Origin of the sequence: Pseudooctadecabacter jejudonensis, from assembly GCF_900172275.1 — a bacterium.
Lineage (GTDB): Bacteria > Pseudomonadota > Alphaproteobacteria > Rhodobacterales > Rhodobacteraceae > Octadecabacter > Octadecabacter jejudonensis.
The window spans coordinates 411545-430065 of record NZ_FWFT01000003.1 but is presented as its reverse complement, the minus strand read 5'-3'; the positions used below and the strand labels follow the sequence as shown (position 1 = coordinate 430065).

15 protein-coding genes are annotated in these 18521 nt (G+C 58.5%); 9 read left to right on the top strand and 6 right to left on the bottom strand.

The annotated features are described in order from the left end of the window. Positions 1–91 precede the first annotated feature (91 nt). The 5 genes from iolD to iolG are packed head-to-tail and all read left to right on the top strand — an operon-like array spanning position 92 to position 5630. A complete protein-coding gene (gene iolD / locus PSJ8397_RS11210; RefSeq protein WP_085864686.1) occupies positions 92–1963 on the top strand; it encodes a 3D-(3,5/4)-trihydroxycyclohexane-1,2-dione acylhydrolase (decyclizing) in 1872 nt (623 codons plus the stop codon). Continuing rightward, a complete protein-coding gene (locus tag PSJ8397_RS11205) occupies positions 1963–2943 on the top strand; it encodes a PfkB family carbohydrate kinase (protein ID WP_085864685.1) in 981 nt (326 codons plus the stop codon). The genes iolD and PSJ8397_RS11205 overlap by 1 nt, the downstream gene beginning before the upstream one ends. An 11-nt stretch (positions 2944–2954) precedes the next feature. Further along, on the top strand, positions 2955–3815 hold the full coding sequence (locus tag PSJ8397_RS11200; protein ID WP_085864684.1) for a 5-deoxy-glucuronate isomerase: 861 nt from the start codon (positions 2955–2957) through the stop codon (positions 3813–3815). Next, positions 3812–4651, top strand: a complete 840-nt coding sequence (locus PSJ8397_RS11195; RefSeq protein WP_085864683.1) for a class II fructose-bisphosphate aldolase — start codon at positions 3812–3814, stop codon at positions 4649–4651. Before PSJ8397_RS11200 ends, PSJ8397_RS11195 begins: the two co-directional genes overlap by 4 nt. Beyond that, positions 4644–5630 carry an inositol 2-dehydrogenase gene (gene iolG, locus PSJ8397_RS11190; RefSeq protein WP_085864682.1) on the top strand — a complete coding sequence of 329 codons (987 nt, stop codon included), beginning with the start codon at positions 4644–4646 and terminating at the stop codon, positions 5628–5630. Before PSJ8397_RS11195 ends, iolG begins: the two co-directional genes overlap by 8 nt. Before the next feature lie 8 nt (positions 5631–5638). On the opposite strand, the gene PSJ8397_RS11185 is transcribed toward iolG, so the two are convergent. Further along, on the bottom strand, positions 5639–7192 hold the full coding sequence (locus PSJ8397_RS11185) for a sensor histidine kinase (protein ID WP_085864681.1): 1554 nt from the start codon (positions 7190–7192) through the stop codon (positions 5639–5641). 267 nt (positions 7193–7459) lie between these two features. On the opposite strand from PSJ8397_RS11185, the gene PSJ8397_RS11180 reads away from it, so the two are divergent. After that, positions 7460–8017, top strand: coding sequence for a biliverdin-producing heme oxygenase (locus tag PSJ8397_RS11180; protein WP_159453133.1), 558 nt, complete (start codon positions 7460–7462; stop codon positions 8015–8017). Beyond that, the gene (locus PSJ8397_RS11175) at positions 8014–10596 is read left to right on the top strand and encodes an HWE histidine kinase domain-containing protein (RefSeq protein WP_085864679.1); all 2583 of its coding nucleotides are present in this window, start codon (positions 8014–8016) and stop codon (positions 10594–10596) included. Before PSJ8397_RS11180 ends, PSJ8397_RS11175 begins: the two co-directional genes overlap by 4 nt. Here the strand turns inward: PSJ8397_RS11175 and PSJ8397_RS11170 are convergent. After that, entirely contained in the window at positions 10593–11033 is a 441-nt protein-coding gene (locus tag PSJ8397_RS11170; RefSeq protein ID WP_085864678.1) for a hypothetical protein, read from the bottom strand. The two genes, PSJ8397_RS11175 and PSJ8397_RS11170, sit on opposite strands and share 4 nt — an antisense overlap. A gap of 121 nt (positions 11034–11154) precedes the next feature. Here PSJ8397_RS11170 and PSJ8397_RS11165 point away from each other — a divergent pair, with 121 nt between their 5' ends. Together PSJ8397_RS11165 and PSJ8397_RS11160 are read left to right on the top strand one after the other, a co-directional pair. Beyond that, positions 11155–11598: a rhodanese-like domain-containing protein gene (locus PSJ8397_RS11165; RefSeq protein ID WP_085864677.1), complete on the top strand. Its 444-nt coding sequence runs from the start codon at positions 11155–11157 to the stop codon at positions 11596–11598. Beyond that, positions 11598–12425 (top strand): alpha/beta hydrolase family esterase, encoded by an 828-nt coding sequence (locus PSJ8397_RS11160; protein ID WP_085864676.1) that lies wholly within the window; start codon positions 11598–11600, stop codon positions 12423–12425. The genes PSJ8397_RS11165 and PSJ8397_RS11160 overlap by 1 nt, the downstream gene beginning before the upstream one ends. A 5-nt stretch (positions 12426–12430) precedes the next feature. Here the strand turns inward: PSJ8397_RS11160 and mdoH are convergent, their stop codons facing one another. The 4 genes from mdoH to PSJ8397_RS11140 are packed head-to-tail and all read right to left on the bottom strand — an operon-like array spanning position 12431 to position 18496. After that, complete coding sequence (gene mdoH, locus PSJ8397_RS11155; protein ID WP_235000697.1) at positions 12431–14308, bottom strand: glucans biosynthesis glucosyltransferase MdoH; 1878 nt, start codon at positions 14306–14308, stop codon at positions 12431–12433. Continuing rightward, entirely contained in the window at positions 14308–15825 is a 1518-nt protein-coding gene (locus tag PSJ8397_RS11150) for a glucan biosynthesis protein (protein WP_085864675.1), read from the bottom strand. Before PSJ8397_RS11150 ends, mdoH begins: the two co-directional genes overlap by 1 nt. Then, a complete protein-coding gene (locus PSJ8397_RS11145; protein ID WP_235000696.1) occupies positions 15812–17107 on the bottom strand; it encodes an OpgC family protein in 1296 nt (431 codons plus the stop codon). The genes PSJ8397_RS11150 and PSJ8397_RS11145 overlap by 14 nt, the downstream gene beginning before the upstream one ends. Before the next feature lie 21 nt (positions 17108–17128). Beyond that, positions 17129–18496 carry a tetratricopeptide repeat protein gene (locus tag PSJ8397_RS11140; protein WP_085864673.1) on the bottom strand — a complete coding sequence of 456 codons (1368 nt, stop codon included), beginning with the start codon at positions 18494–18496 and terminating at the stop codon, positions 17129–17131. Between the last annotated feature and the right edge of the window lie 25 nt (positions 18497–18521).

Below are 18521 nucleotides of genomic sequence, written 5' to 3'. Positions count from 1 at the left end.
CGGTTGCAATTTTGCTATCGTCATTCTACGTCTGAGGTCAACAGCAAACGTGATGGCTGCAGATTTCAAGGGGCCTAGGGGGGGACATCTTATGGGGCAATCGCCGCAGACAGTCACGTTGACCACAGCGCAGGCGATCATTCGATATCTGGCCAACCAGTGGATCGAAATCGACGGGCAAGACCTCCGCATTTGTGGTGGCGGTTTTGGCATCTTCGGGCATGGCAATGTGACCTGTCTGGGGGAGGCCCTGTTTGATCATCAAGACGCGCTGCCGCTTTATCGGGGCCAGAATGAGCAGGGCATGGGGTTTGCGGCTGCGGGCTACGCCAAGGCGTGGTTGCGCCAACGTTTCATGTTCTGCACGGCCTCTGCCGGGCCGGGGACGGCGAACCTGCTGACCGCTGCGGCGCTGGCCCATGCGAACCGTCTGCCCATGTTGATGTTGTGCGGTGATGCCTTTTTGACGCGTCTGCCGGATCCTGTGCTGCAACAACTGGAACACTTCGGCAATCCGACGTTCGGGACCAATGATGCGTTCAAGGCGGTGTCCCGGTTTTGGGATCGGATTACGCATCCTGCGCAGGTGCTTCAGTCGTTGCCTGCGGCCTTGGCCACGATGTTGGACCCCGCCGATTGTGGTCCTGTGTTTATCGGTTTGCCGCAAGATGTGCAGGGCTGGACATATGATTACCCTGTCAGCTTTTTCGACAGACGGGTGCACCGCATCCGCCGTCAATCACCCGACAAGCTTGAAGTGGCGGAGGCTGCGGCACTTCTCAAATCCGCCAAGCGCCCGATGATGATCGCGGGCGGTGGCGTTCAGTATTCAGGTGCCGTTGCGGAATTGACAACCTTTGCCGAAGACGCGGGCATTCCCGTGGTCGAAACCATCGCGGGCCGTGCCAATCTGGTCCATGATCACGGCCTGAACATTGGGCCGATTGGTGTCACAGGGTCAGACAGCGCCAACACGATCGCCCAAGAGGCGGATGTGATCCTCGCTGTCGGCACGCGGTTGCAGGATTTCACCACGGGATCATGGACGGCCTTTGCCCATGACGCCAAGATCATCGGCCTCAACGTTGGGCGCCATGATGCGGCCAAACACATGTCGACGACAGTGGTGGGCGATGCGAAAATGGCCCTGCCTGCCTTGGCCGACGCCTTGGGCGGGTATCGCGCGCCGACAGGCTGGACGGAGAAGGCCAAGGCCGAGCGCACCAAATGGGATGAGTACGTGGCAGAAAACACGCGGGTCGGAAATGGCCCCGCGTCCTATGCGCAGGCCATCGGTGAGGTGAACCGTCTGTGCGATCCGCGCGACCGTGTTGTCGCGGCGGCGGGTGGTTTGCCGGCTGAGGTGACGGCCAATTGGAAGACGTTGGATATTGGCACGGTGGACGTGGAATTCGGGTTCTCTTGCATGGGGTATGAGATCGCAGGCGGATGGGGCGCGCGCATCGCGCAGGCGCAGCGCGAACCGGATCAAGACACCATCGTGTTCACCGGTGATGGGTCTTATCTGCTGATGAATTCAGACATCTATTCCTCCGTGCTGACGGACAAAAAGATGATCATTTTGGTGTTGGACAACGGCGGCTTTGCCGTGATCAACAAACTGCAAAACAACACAGGCAACGAAAGCTTCAACAACCTGATCGCCGACACCCCAACCGCAACCCGCCAAGTCGGCGTTGATTTTGAGGCTCACGCCCGCGCCATGGGCGCCGAAGCGGAGACCGTCGCCTCCCCGTCAGAGCTTGAGGCCGCATTCAAACGGGCCAAGGCCGCCGACCGGACCTATGTGATTTCCATGAAGGTTGACGCCTATGAGGGCTGGACCACCGAAGGTCACGCCTGGTGGGAAGTCGGCACGCCGCATGTCACGACGTCCGACAAAGTGCGTGCAGCACATGAGGATTGGGAAGCGGCGCGGCCCAAGCAGCGGAAAGGTGTCTGATGACATCGCTTTTTGATGGTATCGCGCAAAACAAGTTCCTCGTCATCGGACGGGCGGGCATTGATTTCTTTACCGACCCAGGCGTTGCCGCAGAAGATGCGGAAACGGTGGGGGTGGGCCTTGGGGGATCCTCGGCCAACATCGCAGCGGGCATTTGCAAATTGGGCGGTCAGGCATCGCTGGTGACCCGTGTGTCTGATGACAGCGCAGGCAGCTATTGCGTCGGTCAGTTGAAACGCTACGGCGTGGGGACGGAATATGTGACGCCCGTTGGCGGCGAATACCGCAATTCACTGGCGTTTTACGAAAGCCGCATGGAAGGCCACCGCAACGTGATCTACCGCAACGGCGCGGCGGATTTCCAGATGGATGCGGACGATGTTGCGGCGGTGGATTATGACAAATTTGGCGCCTTGATCACGGCGGGCACGGTCTTTGCGGCGGAGCCGTCTCGGTCTGCCACGTTTGCTGCGTTTGACCGCGCCAAGGCTGCCGGATTGCCCATCATCTTTGACGTGGATTATCGCCCCTATTCGTGGCCATCGCCACAAGTGGCTGAAGATGTGCTTAGCCGCGCGGCCGCGGCCTCCGATATGATCGTGGGAAACGATGAAGAGTTTGGCTTCATGGCGGGCGGTCTTGATAAAGGGCTCGCGAAGGCCAAGGCGCTCGCTGAGGAGTCGGCGACTATCGTTGTCTATAAAATGGGCGAAGACGGTGCGATCACGTTCGCGGGCGGTGAGGAAATCCGCACGGGCATTTGGCCGGTGGAGGCGATGAAGCCCACTGGTGCAGGGGACAGTTTCATGGCCGGTCTGGTGACGGGGTTGGCCGGTGGCCAAACCCTGCGTGATGCTATTTTGCGCGGGTCTGCCTGCGCCTCTGTCACCGTTTCGCGGCCCGGCTGCGCCCCCGCCATGGCCGATACGCCCACGCTTATGACATTCATGGCCGAACACCCCGGCCCGACCGACGCCTGAGAGGACCCACCATGCACATCCCCCCCTTTGATAACCAAAACAAACCCATCGTTGATGTGGACGACCCGCTGGTGCCGCTGAATTACTTCAACATTGTGAAACTCAAAAAAGGACAGGCGTTTGAATATGCTGTGCCTGGGTATGAAACCTGTATCGTGCCGGCGACCGGTACGATTGATGTGAACATCGAAGGGTTCAAATCCGCAGGCCTCGGTGAACGGGTCGAAGATGTCTGGGACGGGGAGCCTGAGGGCGTTTATGTGCCCACCGCCGCCAAGGCTGAGATGGTGTGCACCTCCGATGAGGCGGAGATTTTCGTTTGTGGCGCGCGCTATGACAAGGTGCTGGACGCGTTCGACGTGCGAAAGGATGAGTTGGATTTGGTGCAATACGGGTCTGACGACACCAAAACGCACCGCAAAATCAAACATATCTTGGGCACGAAATACCACGACAAGGTCGGCCGTTTGCTGGTGTCCGAGCTGTTTACAGTGGGGGAGGGCGGTTGGTCCGGTTTCCCAAGCCACAAGCACGACACGGATCGGCGGGACGGGCCCGAGGGGGACATTATAGAGACCCGCCATGATGAGACGTATAACTTCCGGTTCAAGCCCAACCACGGATCCGGCGTTCAGATGTTGCAGCGCGAAGATGGCAAGCCGGGTGATGCTTATCACATCGTGGATGGGTCCACGATCTGTCTGGATAAAGGGTATCATCCCTGCGCGGTTCTGCCGGGCTATCAGATGTATTATTTCACAATCTTGGGCGGGCTGTCTCAGCGGTCCTTGGTGCAATTCTTTCAGCCAACACATGCCTATCAGATCGAAACGATCCCTGGCATCAAAGACATGATCGCCAAGTTCAAATGACCCTTGTGACGCTGAAGGATGTGCTGCAACCCGCGTTGCAGCAGGGCTATGCCGTGGGCGGTCTGGTCTGTCTGGGATGGGAGGACATGCGCGCCTATGTGGCCGCAGCTGAGGCCGAGAATTGCGCGGTGATCTTGCAGGCCGGACCAGGGTGCCGGGCCCATACACCGTTGCCTGTTTTGGGAAAGATGTTTCGCCATCTGGCCGAACGCGCGTCTGTGCCGGTCGTGGCCCATCTGGATCACGGATACACCTTTGAGGAATGCGCCGAGGCATTGGAGGCGGGGTTTACCTCGTTGATGTTCGACGGGTCACGGCTCCCTCTTTCAGACAACATCGCGCAAACCCGCAAGATCGCCCAGCTGGCCCATGATGCAGGGGTGTCCTGCGAAGGCGAGATCGGCTTTGTCGGCTATTCGGGCGGTGAAGCATCGGCAGGTACGGACCCTGATGATGCCGCGACATTTGCCGCCGAGACAGGCGTGGATGCCATGGCGATTTCCGTGGGCAACGTGCATTTGCAACAGGACATGGAGGGCGGGTTGGACGCGGCACGCATCGCGGCCATACAGGCGAAGGCCGATGTACCGCTGGTGATTCACGGTGGGTCTGGCGTGCCGCATGCGCAACGCCGCACGCTAGCGCAGACCACCAACATCTGCAAATTCAACATCGGAACAGAGCTGCGGATGGCCTTTGGCACTGCCCTGCGGGACGCGGTGAATGCGGATCCTGATCGCTTTGATCGAGTGTCGATCCTCAAAGACACCCATGATCCGGTCGAGGCCGCAGCGCGCATCGTATTGCGCAATTTGAAAGGTGAAGCGCATGATTAACATCGGTATTTTGGGGTGCGGTCGCATCGGGCAAGTGCATGGTGCCACATTGCGTGGCATGACAAACGCCCGCGCGGCGGCTGTGGCTGATGCGATGCCCGCTGCGGCAGACGCCTTGGCTGAACAGACCGGCGCGCAAGTCATGGACGCAGAGGCCCTGATAAATGACCCTGGCATTGATGCCGTGATCATCGGGACACCGACCACCACACATTATGACCTGATCCACATGGCCGCGGGGGCAGGAAAGGCGATTTTCTGTGAAAAGCCGATCGATTTATCCGTCGACCGGATACGCGACTGCCTAGCGGCGGTTGAGGTTGCGGGGGTGCCCTTCATGGTGGCCTTCAACCGGCGCTTTGATCCCAATTTTGCACACCTTCAACGGCAGATCTCAGATCAGGTTATTGGCGATGTTGAGATCGTCACGATCCTGTCTCGGGACCCAGCCCCACCACCGATTGATTATGTCAAAACTTCTGGCGGTATCTTTCGCGATATGATGATCCACGATTTGGATATGGCGCGCTTTTTGTTGGCGGAGGAACCCGTTGAACTGACTGCGGCGGCGTCCTGTTTGGTAGACCCCGCAATTGGTGAGGCGGGTGATTTTGACACTGCCGTTGTGACATTGAAAACGGCGACAGGAAAACTGTGCCAAATCTCAAACTCCCGTCGTGCGACCTATGGCTATGATCAGCGGATTGAGGTTCACGGACGTGCGGGGATGTTGCGCGCGGACAATATCCTTGAGCACTCGGTTGAGGTTTCGAACGGTTCAGGCATCTCCAAAACCACAGTGCAGCCGTTCTTTCTGGAACGCTACGCCGCCGCCTATCGTGCGGAGATGGAACATTTCATCGATGCTGTGTCGCGTGGGGTGCCCGTGACACCAACGGGGCATGACGGATTGCGGGCACAAATGCTGGCGGATGCAGCCGATGCCGCAGCACGGGATGGTCAGCCCAAAACGATCTAATTTCCTGATTATATCAGCGCAACGGTTGGAATAGCCATTGTGTAAACGAGGCCAAAGGACTGCCAATCCACGTCGATGGATCCGCGCATCTGGCCTTTGATTGTCATCTCGATCAACCTTGACCCAAAGCCCTTTCCGGCTGCTGCGGCCGTGACAAGAGGTCCGCCTTTTTCAACCCATTTCAACTTCAGGTGCGGTTGGCTGTCCTTCTCTTCCAGATCCCATGAGACCGTCAGTGTCCCCGCACGATGGGATAAGGCGCCGTACTTCGCGGCATTTGTCGCCATTTCATGGATAACCAACGCGAGGTTTGCAGCCCCTTGGGTGCTCAGCGGAACGTTAGGGCCATCGCAGATCACCGCGTCCACGTTTTGTCGATGCGGCGCAAGCAATGTCTGCGTGAGGTTTTGCAGTGTCAGAGCGTTGTGCCTGTTCACGTCGCGGGACACGGCCGGTTGAATAAGGGCATGCGCTACCGCGAGTGCATTGACGCGCCCGCGAAGGGCCTCCGCCATGTCTGACGTGGTCTCACTCGCCCGTTCTGTCAAACTGATCAGCCCTGATATCACGGTGAACATGTTTTTGACGCGGTGGTTCAGTTCCGTTGATAAAAGGAGATCGCGATTTTGTGCAAATTTGCGCAACGTGACATCGCGCACGACACCAATCAGGCGAACGGGCTTGCCGTCCACGAAACTGGCCTGACCTATGGCATGCAGCCAGCGTTCTTCGCCCGTGTCCGGACGCAAGATGCGCATTTCCAACTCATGCAGCCCACTGCCCGCTGGATCAAGGGAGGCGGCGACATCGGCTTCCCATAGGGGTTTGTCTTCGGGGTGGATTGTTGACTCGATGACTTCGAACAGGTCGGAACTATCTTTCGAAACGCCCCAAATTTCATAAAGTTTGTCGTCCCAGCGTGTGGTGTGGGTCTGTGGGTCGAAATCATAGGTGCCAATTTGACCGGCCCGCAAGGCAAGGCGAAACCTGTCTTCCGCGACATTGGCGAGCGCTTCCATTCGTGCGCTGTAAGCCGCTGCAGATCGAAGGCGAATTTCGGTGTCTAGACTGGCTGCAATATCTTGCAGGGCTTCATGGTCTTCCACGCTCCACCGTTGGGGTTGCGTATGAAGCGCGCAAAGTGTTCCCAGAACGTCGCCGCGTGGTCCATGGATAGCGATGCCCAGAATGCCCGCCTGGTCCGCATGTCCGGCCCCCTCATCGCTTTGTCGCAAATTCACGTCTGAAATAGCGAGAGGGCCTTGGGCTGACGCGATTCGGCTGCTCAAGTGCACAATCTGATCTGTGGAGTCGAATTTGTCCGACAGCCCAAGGCTGACCTTCAGCTGGTGACTGTCATCATCAATCGTTGAAAAGAACCCGCATGTGGTGCCTAAACTGCGGTTCATCATGCGTATGGCGCGTAAAAAAACGTCATCCGGAACAGCAGCAATCGCATTGCCATTGCTATCCAGCCCTATTGGGGCAGGCAAGCTGTCGGCCATTTCCTTGACTGTCTGGGTCAGAAGGCCGGCAAGTGTGTCAGGTTCAATAGACATCATATGTCGTATAGCACATCTTTCAGCGGGGAGTCTCTAAGGCTCAGTTTAAAAAAAAGGCAGTCACGTCGTGCCCGTATGGCGGTATGGTGCTGTCTCAAGAGACGTGCAAACACTTAAAGTTAAGGTGCCGAACCGAACGGTCTGTCCATCAAAGGTTAAATTTTCGGTTGAAGACTTTCTCAGCGCGCTACTTCTTTCAAACTGCCGCAGTTTTTGACCTAGGGGAGTGGTTGGCGGCAAACGGGGGAATTTGCGGTAGGAGATGAAATGACAGTAAATTTCCGACACCATCTAAGGGTATCCACCGCATCTGATCACCAAGCGGTGGACGATATTATGTCAAATATGGACGTGATGACACATGCGGGTTTTGTTTCATTCTTAACCGTGCATCGTATGTGTTTTGACGCAATGTCGAAAGCATCGCCTGCAGGTCATACGGCCAAGTCTGTACTTGATGATCTTATAAGTCGGATTGATGCGGATCTAAAGGTTTTGGGTGCGCCTATCCCATCGCAGGATCCACAGCCCCTTGGCACGCTGGATCCTCTGGCGATTGACTACGTGGTCGAAGGATCGCGTCTTGGCAGCAAAGTTCTGCGTCGCAGGTGGGAAGGGACATCCGATCCTGTTGTCAAATCCGCAAACGCATATTTCAGCCACATACCACCAACATCTCGGTGGCAGCAGGTGTGTTCGGCCTTGGCCGAGATTGAAACAGCAGGCCCCCGTGCAGATCGCATCGGGGCGGACACAAGAAAACTATTCGGCATATTTCGACATGCCGCAGACCAGGCAACACGACAATTAAAGGTGGCCCAATGACGGACAACTACGGATCGCAGACCATTCACAACGCAGATGTTGATCTGACGAATTGTGACAAAGAACCGATCCACATTCTGGGCCACGTTCAGTCCTACGGCTGTCTGATTTCCACGTCGGCAGATCTGATGATCAACCATGTGTCGGAAAACTGTGAAACCCTGCTGGGCATCCAGGTTGAAAACATGGTGGGATGCAAGCTTGAGGATTTTTTGGGCGGCAAGATCATCCACGACCTGCGGTCAAAGTTGCAGATCAGCGCTGCGACAGGAACCGTTGCACGCATGTTCGGGCGTCAGCTTATCGAAGGCGGCGGCAATTTCGATATCTCGATACATGCATCCGGCGCGTCATTTATTTTTGAATTTGAACCTAAAGTTGAAGATCTGCTGCGGGACGATTTGGCAATGGTCCAACCGCTGATCGGGCGGGTTGCCCAACATGATAAGGTCCAAAAGGCCACCGATGAGGCGACGCGCGCTTTGCAGGTCTTATCCGGATTTGACCGGGTCATGGTGTATAAGTTTGCCGATGATGGATCGGGAGAGGTTGTTTCAGAACGGATTGTCGGTGATCAGGAGCCGTTCTTGGGGCTGCGTTACCCTGCCAGCGACATTCCCAAACAGGCCCGCGCACTTTACAAACGCAGCCCCCTGCGTCTGATCGCGGATATTGACGATACGGTGTCCCCCATTGTGCCGCAGAGAGGACCAACGGGTGAACCTTTGGATCTGTCGTTGTCTATCACCCGCGCTGTGTCCCCCATCCATCTGGAATATCTGCGCAATATGGGCGTGCAGGCCTCTATGTCGGTTTCTATTCTGGTGGACGGCGAACTCTGGGGGTTGTTTGCGTGCCATCACAATTCACCTCGCTACGTGGATTACGAACGCCGCACCGCGATAGAGCTGTTCGCCCAACTGTTTTCTTACGAATTGGCCCGCAAGCTTGACGCTGAACTGCGTCAGGAGGAGAGCGAGGCCCGCTTGTTGCACGACCGGTTGATGATGCGTTTGTCCTCTGGGGAAGGACTTGTCGAGAATTTCGCTGAAATCGCAGAGGAACTGTCCCAGATCATTTCGAATGATGGCATGGCGATCCTGTCCGAAGGCAGATATGCCGTGCTTGGTTCGGTTCCGTCGGAGGAGGAATTCAACCGCCTTGTGCGGTTCCTGAACACGGTGCCGGCTGGGCAGATTTTTCACACAGACAATTTGCAAAGCGTCTATCAGGGGGCCGATATTCTGGCAGACCGTGTGGCAGGTCTGATCGCGATCCCGATTTCGCGGACCCCCCGCGACTACATCGTCTTTTTCCGGCGTGAAATTGCCAAGTCTGTCACATGGGCGGGCAACCCGGAAAAGCCGGTTGAAATTGGCCCCAATGGCGTGCGCCTGACCCCGCGCAAAAGTTTCGAGGCCTGGTCAGAAATGGTGCGCCATACGTGTCAGCCCTGGTCTGGCGCAGAGGTTCGCGCGGCGGAAGCCTTGCGTATTTCGTTGATCGAGATCGTGCTGAAACTGACGGATGAGGCCAACGCGCAACGAAAGGCAGCCGCCGAACGTCAGGAATTGCTCGTGGCAGAATTGAACCACCGCGTGCGCAATATCCTGAACTTGATCCAGGGGCTGGTGTCTCAATCAAAGGTCGGGACAGCAACGATCGAAGATTACACGTCAGTCCTGGATGGCCGTATCCAATCCATGGCGCGGGCGCATGATCAGCTGACAAAGCGCGAATGGGGGCATGCGTCCCTGCGGGATTTGATCGAGGTCGAGGTCGACGCCTTCGCAAACAACGCGTTGCAAGATCGAGTGGAGATCGCAGGGGATACCCCGTTGCTGACACCTGATGCGTTTTCGACCATGGCGTTGGTCGTGCATGAATTGGTGACCAATTCGGCCAAATATGGCGCGTTGACGGATCAGAGCGGCGATCTGAGGATCGAACTTGAGATCGCGCCAGATGGGGCGCTGTTGATGCGTTGGCGCGAACGGGGCGGGCCTGCGGTACAGGCGCCCACCCGTCGCGGGTTCGGAACAACCATCATTGAACGGACAATTCCGTTTGAACTGCGCGGCACTGTCGAAACCCGCTATAAGCTCACAGGGTTCGAGGCGGACATCATGATCCCCGAACCGTTTGTGTCACGCGGTGTTCAAACTCCATCGAAGGACGTGGCTCAGCCTGATCAAGCGTCGGCACCCGAAGCTTTGAACGTGTCCGGTCGTGCGCTGGTCGTCGAAGATAATATGGTCATTGCCCTTGATGCTGCAGACTTTTTGTCAGGGCTGGGCGCGTCAGATGTTCAAATGGCCAGTTCGGTCGACGAAGCCATCAAAATCATCGATGCGAACGACATCGCTCTCGCCATTTTGGATGTAAACCTGGGCCAGCAAACATCTGTGCCTGTGGCCGAGAAACTCACTGAATTGGGGGTGCCATTTATTCTTGCGACCGGATACGGCGATGTGGCCAGTATCTTGGACAGCTACCCCAGTGCCCCTGTCGTTAAAAAACCGTATAGCAACGAGACATTGATCAAAAAGCTGACTGAGGCTCTCAACGCGGTGCATTAATCCGTCGTCGCCTCCCGCCCGCGATCTTTCCTTTGGGACAGGGCGTCGAGGGTCCACAGATCATCATGTCGCAAGATAAACAGCGCAATCGCAGCGCCCAAAGCAGGCACAGCCGCCCACATAAGATTGTTCGGGTAGGAGGTATAGTTCATCAGGTTCGATGCTGACCCCAGGACGCCTGCGCCTTGCATCAAAACCAGCGCTCCGTAGCTGAATGTGCGAAACAATCCCAATGCGAAGATCACGACAATGATCATCTGAACGCTGCCCACATAGGTCGACAAATCCTGCGTGATGAAGTCCAATCCGTACATATTGCGAAACACGTTCTCGAACCATTCGGGGCGGTAGAATTTCAACGAGGCCCACACCCCGAAAAACCCCGCAATGCTCAGCCGGATAATCAAAAGTGCAGCGGGGAGTTTGTGCGCCGTCATGCGGTCTTCCTTCTTGTGAGAACACGGACATGTGACAGCGCCCGCGCGCGTAAGACTTATCAATCGCAGTCTTAACCGCCATTGTGCAGTCAAGCGAAACACACATAGGTGAGGACGGCCCATGGCACTTTCATGGACACGCAGACATTTGGTCTTCGGGGGGGCTGCGGCCGCTCTTTTGGCGACAGGGGCTGTTGTCTCGTCCGGTTTTGCCCAGTCGTCTGACGGCCCGACACTGAACCCGGTTGAGGCCCACGCCGCCGCCGGTGCGGGCGAGATCCTGTTGGTCGACATCCGGCGTCCTGATGAATGGAACGCAACGGGCATCGGTGAACACGCCGTGGGGATCGACATGCGTGACGAGGATTTTATCGATCAGGTTCTGGCCGCACGGCAGGCAGATCAGCCAATTGCCCTGATCTGCGCGCGCGGTGTGCGATCTGCGCGCATGACGGCCCGTTTGAAGGACGCAGGCATCGGACCGATTATTGATGTGCCCGAAGGCATGCTGGGGTCATTTTCTGGCCCCGGTTGGGTGGGGCGCGGCGTGCCGGTTGTCCGGTGATGCGTTGGCTTGCTTTGGTTTGGGCGGCTGCGCTGGCGACCCCAGCTTGGGGCTGCACACCGGAGGCCCAGTGTGAGATAGGCGGGCGCGCCTATGTGGCGGCGCTGCCCCAGACCGCACAGACGCCCCCCGCCGTTATATATCTGCATGGCTTTGGGGGCAGCGGTCAGGGGGTGTTGCGCAACCAGCGGATTGTTGACGCCTTTCTGGCTCGTGGCTTTGCGATCATCGCGCCTGACGGTCAACCGCGCGCCGAAGGCAACGGCCGGCGGTGGGATTTTCACCCCCGATCACCGGACGCCCAACAGGCGGAGGTGGATCACTTAATTGCAGTACGCGATGACGCCGTCGCGCGCCTGGGCCTTGATCCGGACAATATCATCTTGGCAGGTTTTTCGATCGGTGGGTCGATGACCGCCTATACCGCCTGCCTCAGTCCTGACGCTTTTGCGGCCTATGCGCCGTTGGGGGGCAACTTCTGGCGGCCCCATCCTCAGGGTTGCGCGGGCCCCGTGCGGATGTTGCACACCCACGGCTGGGTCGATGGCACGGTCCCGCTTGAAGGGCGGGTGGTCAATGGTTTGCCCAGCGATGACCCCGCTGCATTTTCCCAAGGCGATGTGTTTGAGGCCCTGTCCATATGGCGCGACGCCAACGGGTGCCTTCATGAAAAGCCCGACCGTTTCGATGTCTCCGGCGAATACTGGATGCGGACATGGACAGAGTGCGCTGCTGGCAGTGCGCTGCAATTCGCGCTGTTCCCACGCGGCCATATCGTGCCCGTCACCTGGCCCGATCTGGTCGTGGATTGGTACGAAGGGCTGTAACCCTGCTATTCGGCGGCGATGGGGGCGGGGTCGTTCTGCAGCGTTTCACGCAGGGCCGCCCGTTCCTGCCGCGCCAGACGCACGATGCGCGGCTCAATCAAAGTGTCAGGTGTATTCAGTTGCAACGCCCCCTGTGCCAGACGTGCAATCGGCAAAGCGCTAAGCCGTGACAGGGGGACAGCAGCAGCGAGGCTGATCGCAATGGGCAGGATCAACCATGACACGTTTGCAAAGATCACTCCGCCCAACAGGGCCGCGCCCAAGACCGTTTCGACCCAATGGAACCGCATGGTTTCCGCCCACCCATAGCCTGCCGTGCCACGGTTTTGTGGCGACCATGCGGGCTGTCGTCCAAGCACGGCCCAGATCGTGGCTTTTGTCTGCTGCACCATCATGATGGGCGCGTAAAGGACGGACAAAAACAGCTCAAACAGGATCGACCCAACATACATCCGCCCCGATCCATAGGCGGCACGGGTGCGGCGGCGCAGGCCAAACAGAACCGCGCCAACGGCTTTGGGAAACAACAACATGCCATAAACGAAGATCAGGTAGATCCAGGCAACGTCCGTCTGCTCAATCGGCCAGACCGGCATCAACGGATTGGAGGATGAAAAATAGGCGCTGGGCGGGGCAGGGGTGGTGCCCACATAGGACCACAGAATGACAACCGCCAACCACGCGGGCGACATCAGGAACGCCAAGGCCCCTTGCAGCAGATGAACGCGGGAAATCACGTGAAACCCCCGTGCTGCCAAAAGCCGAAGGTGCTGCATGTTGCCATGACACCACCGTCTGTCCCGGATCACATAATCAATAAGCGTTTGCGGCGTTTCCTCAAAGCTGCCCGACAGACGCGGCAACAGGCGCACGGCCCAGCCCGCACGGCGCAGCATTCCCGCCTCGACGAAATCATGGCTCAGGATCAGGTGCTGCGCCCCGCGCCGCCCCCGCAGATAGGGCAGGCGTGCGCTTTCGGCAAAGGCGCGGGTGCGGATAATGGCGTTGTGCCCCCAATAGTTGCCCTCATGCTGGGCCCAACTGGTCAAACCCTCGGCGCTCAGCCAGCCGTAGACCGTGTTGGAAAACTGCTGCACACGGCCAAAAAGGGTCGTGGCCCCGATCAATGTCGGGCGGCTTTGGATCAGACCGGCGTCAGGGTCATCCGCCAAGGCCTGCGCCAACTGGCGAATGGCCGCGCCCGACATCAGGCTGTCGGCATCCAGCACGACCATCGCTTCATAGGCCGCGCCCCAGTTTTCGATCCAATCGGTGATATTGCCGACTTTCTTGTCCGTATTGTCGGCCCGCCTGCGGTAGTACACCCGACGGTGCGGATAGAATTCCACGTTGAGGGCGGCAAACGCCCGTTCTTCAACCGCTGCCACTTTGACATCCCGCGTGTCGGACAGAATGAACAACGTGTAATGATCCGCCTGCGTGCCTGTGGTCAGTTCTTTCAACATGGCAGAGGCGTTGCCGAACACCTCCCATGGGGTTTCATTATAAACCGGCACGAGCAGGGCGATGTCACGGGGCGAATGCGGAGCCCTCGGCGCGGGCGTGCCACGTACAAGGGCCACCCGCAAAAGGCCCAAACAGGCGGTGTTGACGGAAAACGCCAGCCAGATGAACGTCAACGCCACCAGCGCCAGAACGAACCCTTCTGCCACAGCCACACCACCTTGGCCCAAATAGGTGGTGACAGACATCACCAAAACGACCGTCAAAAACAGTGTCGGGATAAACGCGGACACACGCCATACGCGGTCTGCCCAATGGTGCTTTCGCGTCATTGCACGGACGGGCGCGGTTTTCGCAAAGGTCTGCGCTGGCATGGCCAGCGGCGCGCGCGGCGGCATGTGGGCTGCGGCATAGGACATCAGGCGGTCCACCGATAAAGCCAAACCTCACTTAGCGGGGCACCGTCCAGTCGCAGCTGGGCACGAAATTCAATCAGGGTCGCCTCGCCCGCCTCAAATGTAAACGCCAGCCGTGGGCCACCCGTTTCGGGGTTGCGTTGCAAAACGCCATCCGTGTTGGTGCCTGCACTGGCGGACAGTCGAATGTCGATGTCGGACAGGTTTTCCGGCACCGTGTCGTCGCCCATAAAATCGATGATCACGACGGTGCCTTGCCCGTTGAACCCCGCACCCATCATGGTGTTTAAAACGGGCAGCCCCGCTCCATCGGACAGCCGTTGATCCCATGTCAGCGTATAGGCAAACTCCGCTTCTGATCCTGCGACAAGCCCGCCCTCCGGGCGCCAGTAACACACGATATTATCGTAAATTTCACTGTCGGTCGGAATTTCAACCAAGGTCACCGCTCCGCGTCCCCAGTCGCCTTTGGGTGTGATCCATGCACCGGGACGTTTGTGATAAAGCGCCTGCAAATCCGCAAAATCTCCGTAGGTTTGCGCGCGTTGCCGCAGGCCAAAGCCGCGCGGGTTGTCGTCCACAAAGGCGCTGATTTGCAACGTCTTGGGGTTGGCCAAGGGCCGCCAGATCGTTTCTCCCGCACCGTTTACAATCTGCAGCCCATCGTTGTCATGAACAGCGGGGCGGAAATCATCAAACCGATGACGGTTTGTCTGGTCGTATTGAAACATCGACGTCAGCGGCGCGAGGCCCACGTGATCCATATCCAACCGTGGGAAAATGCGTGCCGTGATCTCCATCACCTGCGACGGACCGGGGGTGATCTCAAACCGGTAGGCACCTGTACAGCTGGGGCTATCCAGCAAGGCATGCAGGACAAAGGTCGTCTGGCCCGCGGCCGGTTTTTCCAGCCAAAAGGCACGGAAATCGGGGAATTCCTCGCCCGAAGGCTCGGCCGTATCAATCGCAAGCCCACGGGCGGACAGCCCGTAAATGTTGCCTGTGCCGATCGCGCGAAAATAGCTGGCGCCCTGAAACACCGCAAATTCCTGGTAGATGCCCGCATGTTCCAATTCCGCGCGCAGACGCAGGCCGGAATAGCCCAAGGTTTCATCCACCGGCAGGTCCGGGAACTTGTCGGTCTTGTCGAACACGCCCAAATCAAAGGGCAGGGGGCGGGCCTTACCGCCCTCGACCACGGACAAGCTGATCGGGGTCGGGAAATAAAGACCAGGGGCGAAGACGTCCAAGCGCAGCGGCGTTTCGGCCTCTCCGTTCCATAGGGCATTGCGGTCGGCAAACCAGATTGAGACATAGTCTTCGTAGGTGATTTCCGTCCACTCCGCTGGCACAGTGACGGGCGGCACATACGCGCGCGCCGCCAGATTTCGGGCCAGTGCGATCACATCATCGGGGTCAAACGGCGCGCCCTCTGCCAACCGCAATCCGCCCGACGACTGACCAAGCGCGGGGGCGGCGGCGAGGGCCGCGAGGCTTGCCAGGAACTCACGCCGCAGCATGCTTTTGGGCCCTTACGCGCCATGGTTGCGATTTCATCCAAGCCGCGCCGTATGCCGTGATGACAAGCAGCGCCATGCCAAGCGCATTGACCCACGTCATCGACCAATAGTCGCGCCCGACCAGATCAAGGATCACACCGTTTGTGCGGCCCACAAGGATTGACACCACAAACACCGCCAAGGACTGTTGTCCGACCTTCAGGATGATAGCGAGGATCGGCGCCCACATGCGGCCCAACGCGGACGCGCCCGCGCGGATGCGGTTGCCCTTGTCGCCAGCGATTACCCATCCCAGATAGGCCAGCGCCAGAAACTGAACGAACCGCAGCAGGCCGAAGTCGGATTTGGAAAACCACGCTGCATTCTCACTGCGCCACGCGCGGGCAAAATCGAACCCGAATTCGCGCACCCCGATGTTGGAAAACGGAATGTTGGCGATCACAATGGCCGCGCTGAACCCGATCAGCCAGACATTGACGGGCGGTTTGGGCAGCCAGCCCCGCATGAAGGCAAAACCGGTGAAAAACGCCAACTGCCAGCCAAACGGGTTGAGGAACCAGCGCCGTTGCCAATTGTCATCCCCCACCCAAGGTTCGGCGGTGAAGTTGAAATAGGGGATGCCGTAAGCGTCCGACAGCGCGCGCTGGGCAAAAATCCAAACCGTCACCACAAACAGCGCCACGAGGCCCAGATGCACCCGTGACAAAAGAACAATGACCGGCATCATCGCCAGGATCACCATGTACATCGGTAGGATGTCGAACAGATTGGGCACCCATTGCAGGGTCATTACGCTCAGCAGGATGTTGGGATTTTCCCACATGTCGCTTTCGACGAACAACATCCACAAGTTCAAATTGCCCCAGTAGTTGCGGCTCGTGGCCTCAAGATCGGTGAAGTAAACCATCAACGCGGCGGTGGCGAAGAACGTGCCGATGTGCGCCCAGTAGACCTGCCAGATGCGGAACACGACGCGGGCGGTGCCCAGCAGAATGCCCGCACGGTCGAACGTCGCGCCAAAGGCGATGGCGCTGGCCATCCCAGAGCAGAAGACGAACATCTCTGTCGCGTCCGAAAACCCCCAACGGGCAGGGATCCAAAGCGTGATCCAGTTGCCCGGCGTGTGGGCAAACAGGATGATGAACATTGCCACGCCGCGAAAGAAATCCAACCGCACATCGCGCACGCGCGGCCCACCTGACGTGGGTGCAGCGGCGCTGGGTGCAATGGCGTCAGGGGCCGCTTTGTCGGCGGCATTTGGATGTAATGTGGTGTCGGACACGGGGCTTGAGGTCTCGATTTGTTATTCGGCAGCGGTGCTGGCGGGCGTCACCGATTGCATCTTGGCGATCTGGGCCATGCGGCTGGCCGCAAAGCTGTCTTCCTGGCCGCCGCGCAAGGCAGTGCGGGCGTGCAACAGGGCCTTCGTTTCATCGACACGTCCGGCGCGCAAGCCTGCTTCGATCGTCAGCCGTTCAAAAATGTCGCGTTGGGCGTGGCTGCCCCCCATTGCCTGAAAATCGGGCTGGGCGCGGGCCAGATGGGCAAAGGCGGACCCGTAGTTGGCATCACCAAAGGCAGCAAGACCTTCGGAGGTGGCCAGCCCAGGTGTCATCATAACGACCGATGTGTCATCTGCGGGGCCTGCATCGCGGGCCACACGGGCGGTCATACGGGCGGCGGCATCCGCGCGGTCTTCACCGATCAGGGCCAACATGTAATGCATGTCCGCAAAGGTCAGACAGCCATCGTCTGTCCGGGCCTCGGCCAAATCAGCCAGTTCGGCCCAACGGTTGCCAACATCAATGCCCTCAATCTCCAACCGCATGAGAAGCGATGTCGCGTTTGAGATGTCGCGGTAATCGTCCGTCTTTTCGTCCCGCACCTTGGTGTCATAAAGATCCAGAACCGTGGCAATATCGCCTTGATCCAAATGCAGCAGCGCCTTGTGCCACCACACATGGAACCGGAAGTTGTTGCAGTGGTCCCACGCGGCCGCATTGCTGTCGATCAGCGCAATGCCTTGGTCAGTCAGATGCGTCATATCGTAAACATGGGCAACAGCGTGCAGGCCCCATGCATCATCACGGGCAAACTGCAAACCGCGCAGGCCTTGGCGTTCGGCGCGGTCATATTGACCCGTTTCCTCAAGCGCGAAGGCGTGGCACCCCAACACATACCCATAAAGCCCATGATCTGGGCCATGGGCGGGCAGGGCCCGTTCCACGGACCGCAACATGCCTGTGCCGTCCCCCAACATGAACCGGATGCCGTGGGACAATTTCATGCTGATTGTGTCGGCGGGGTTCAGGCGCAACGCCTCTTCCATCCGCGCGATGGAGGCTGTGGGCTTGCCCGCCAACCAGTCTTGCAAGGCCGCACACCACAGACGCTCACGCTCAAGCGCGCCACCAAGGGACAGGCAGCGCTGTGCCTCGGCGCTGGCCGACTTGGCTGTTTCCATCAATTCGCGGCGGCCCAGCATAAGGCAGGCCAAGCCTTTCATCGCGTGGCCCATGGCGAATTCGGGCTCAATCCGAAGAAGGTCCGTCAGGTGATCGCCAGTGGTTCGACCATGAGACAAGATGCCATGAACCACGCCGTTCCAAGCAGCAACAGCGCGTGTATCGGTCAAACTGGTCGGGCAGTTACAAATATCAGCTAATGTCATGGCATCCCCAATCGGCGTGCGCTTA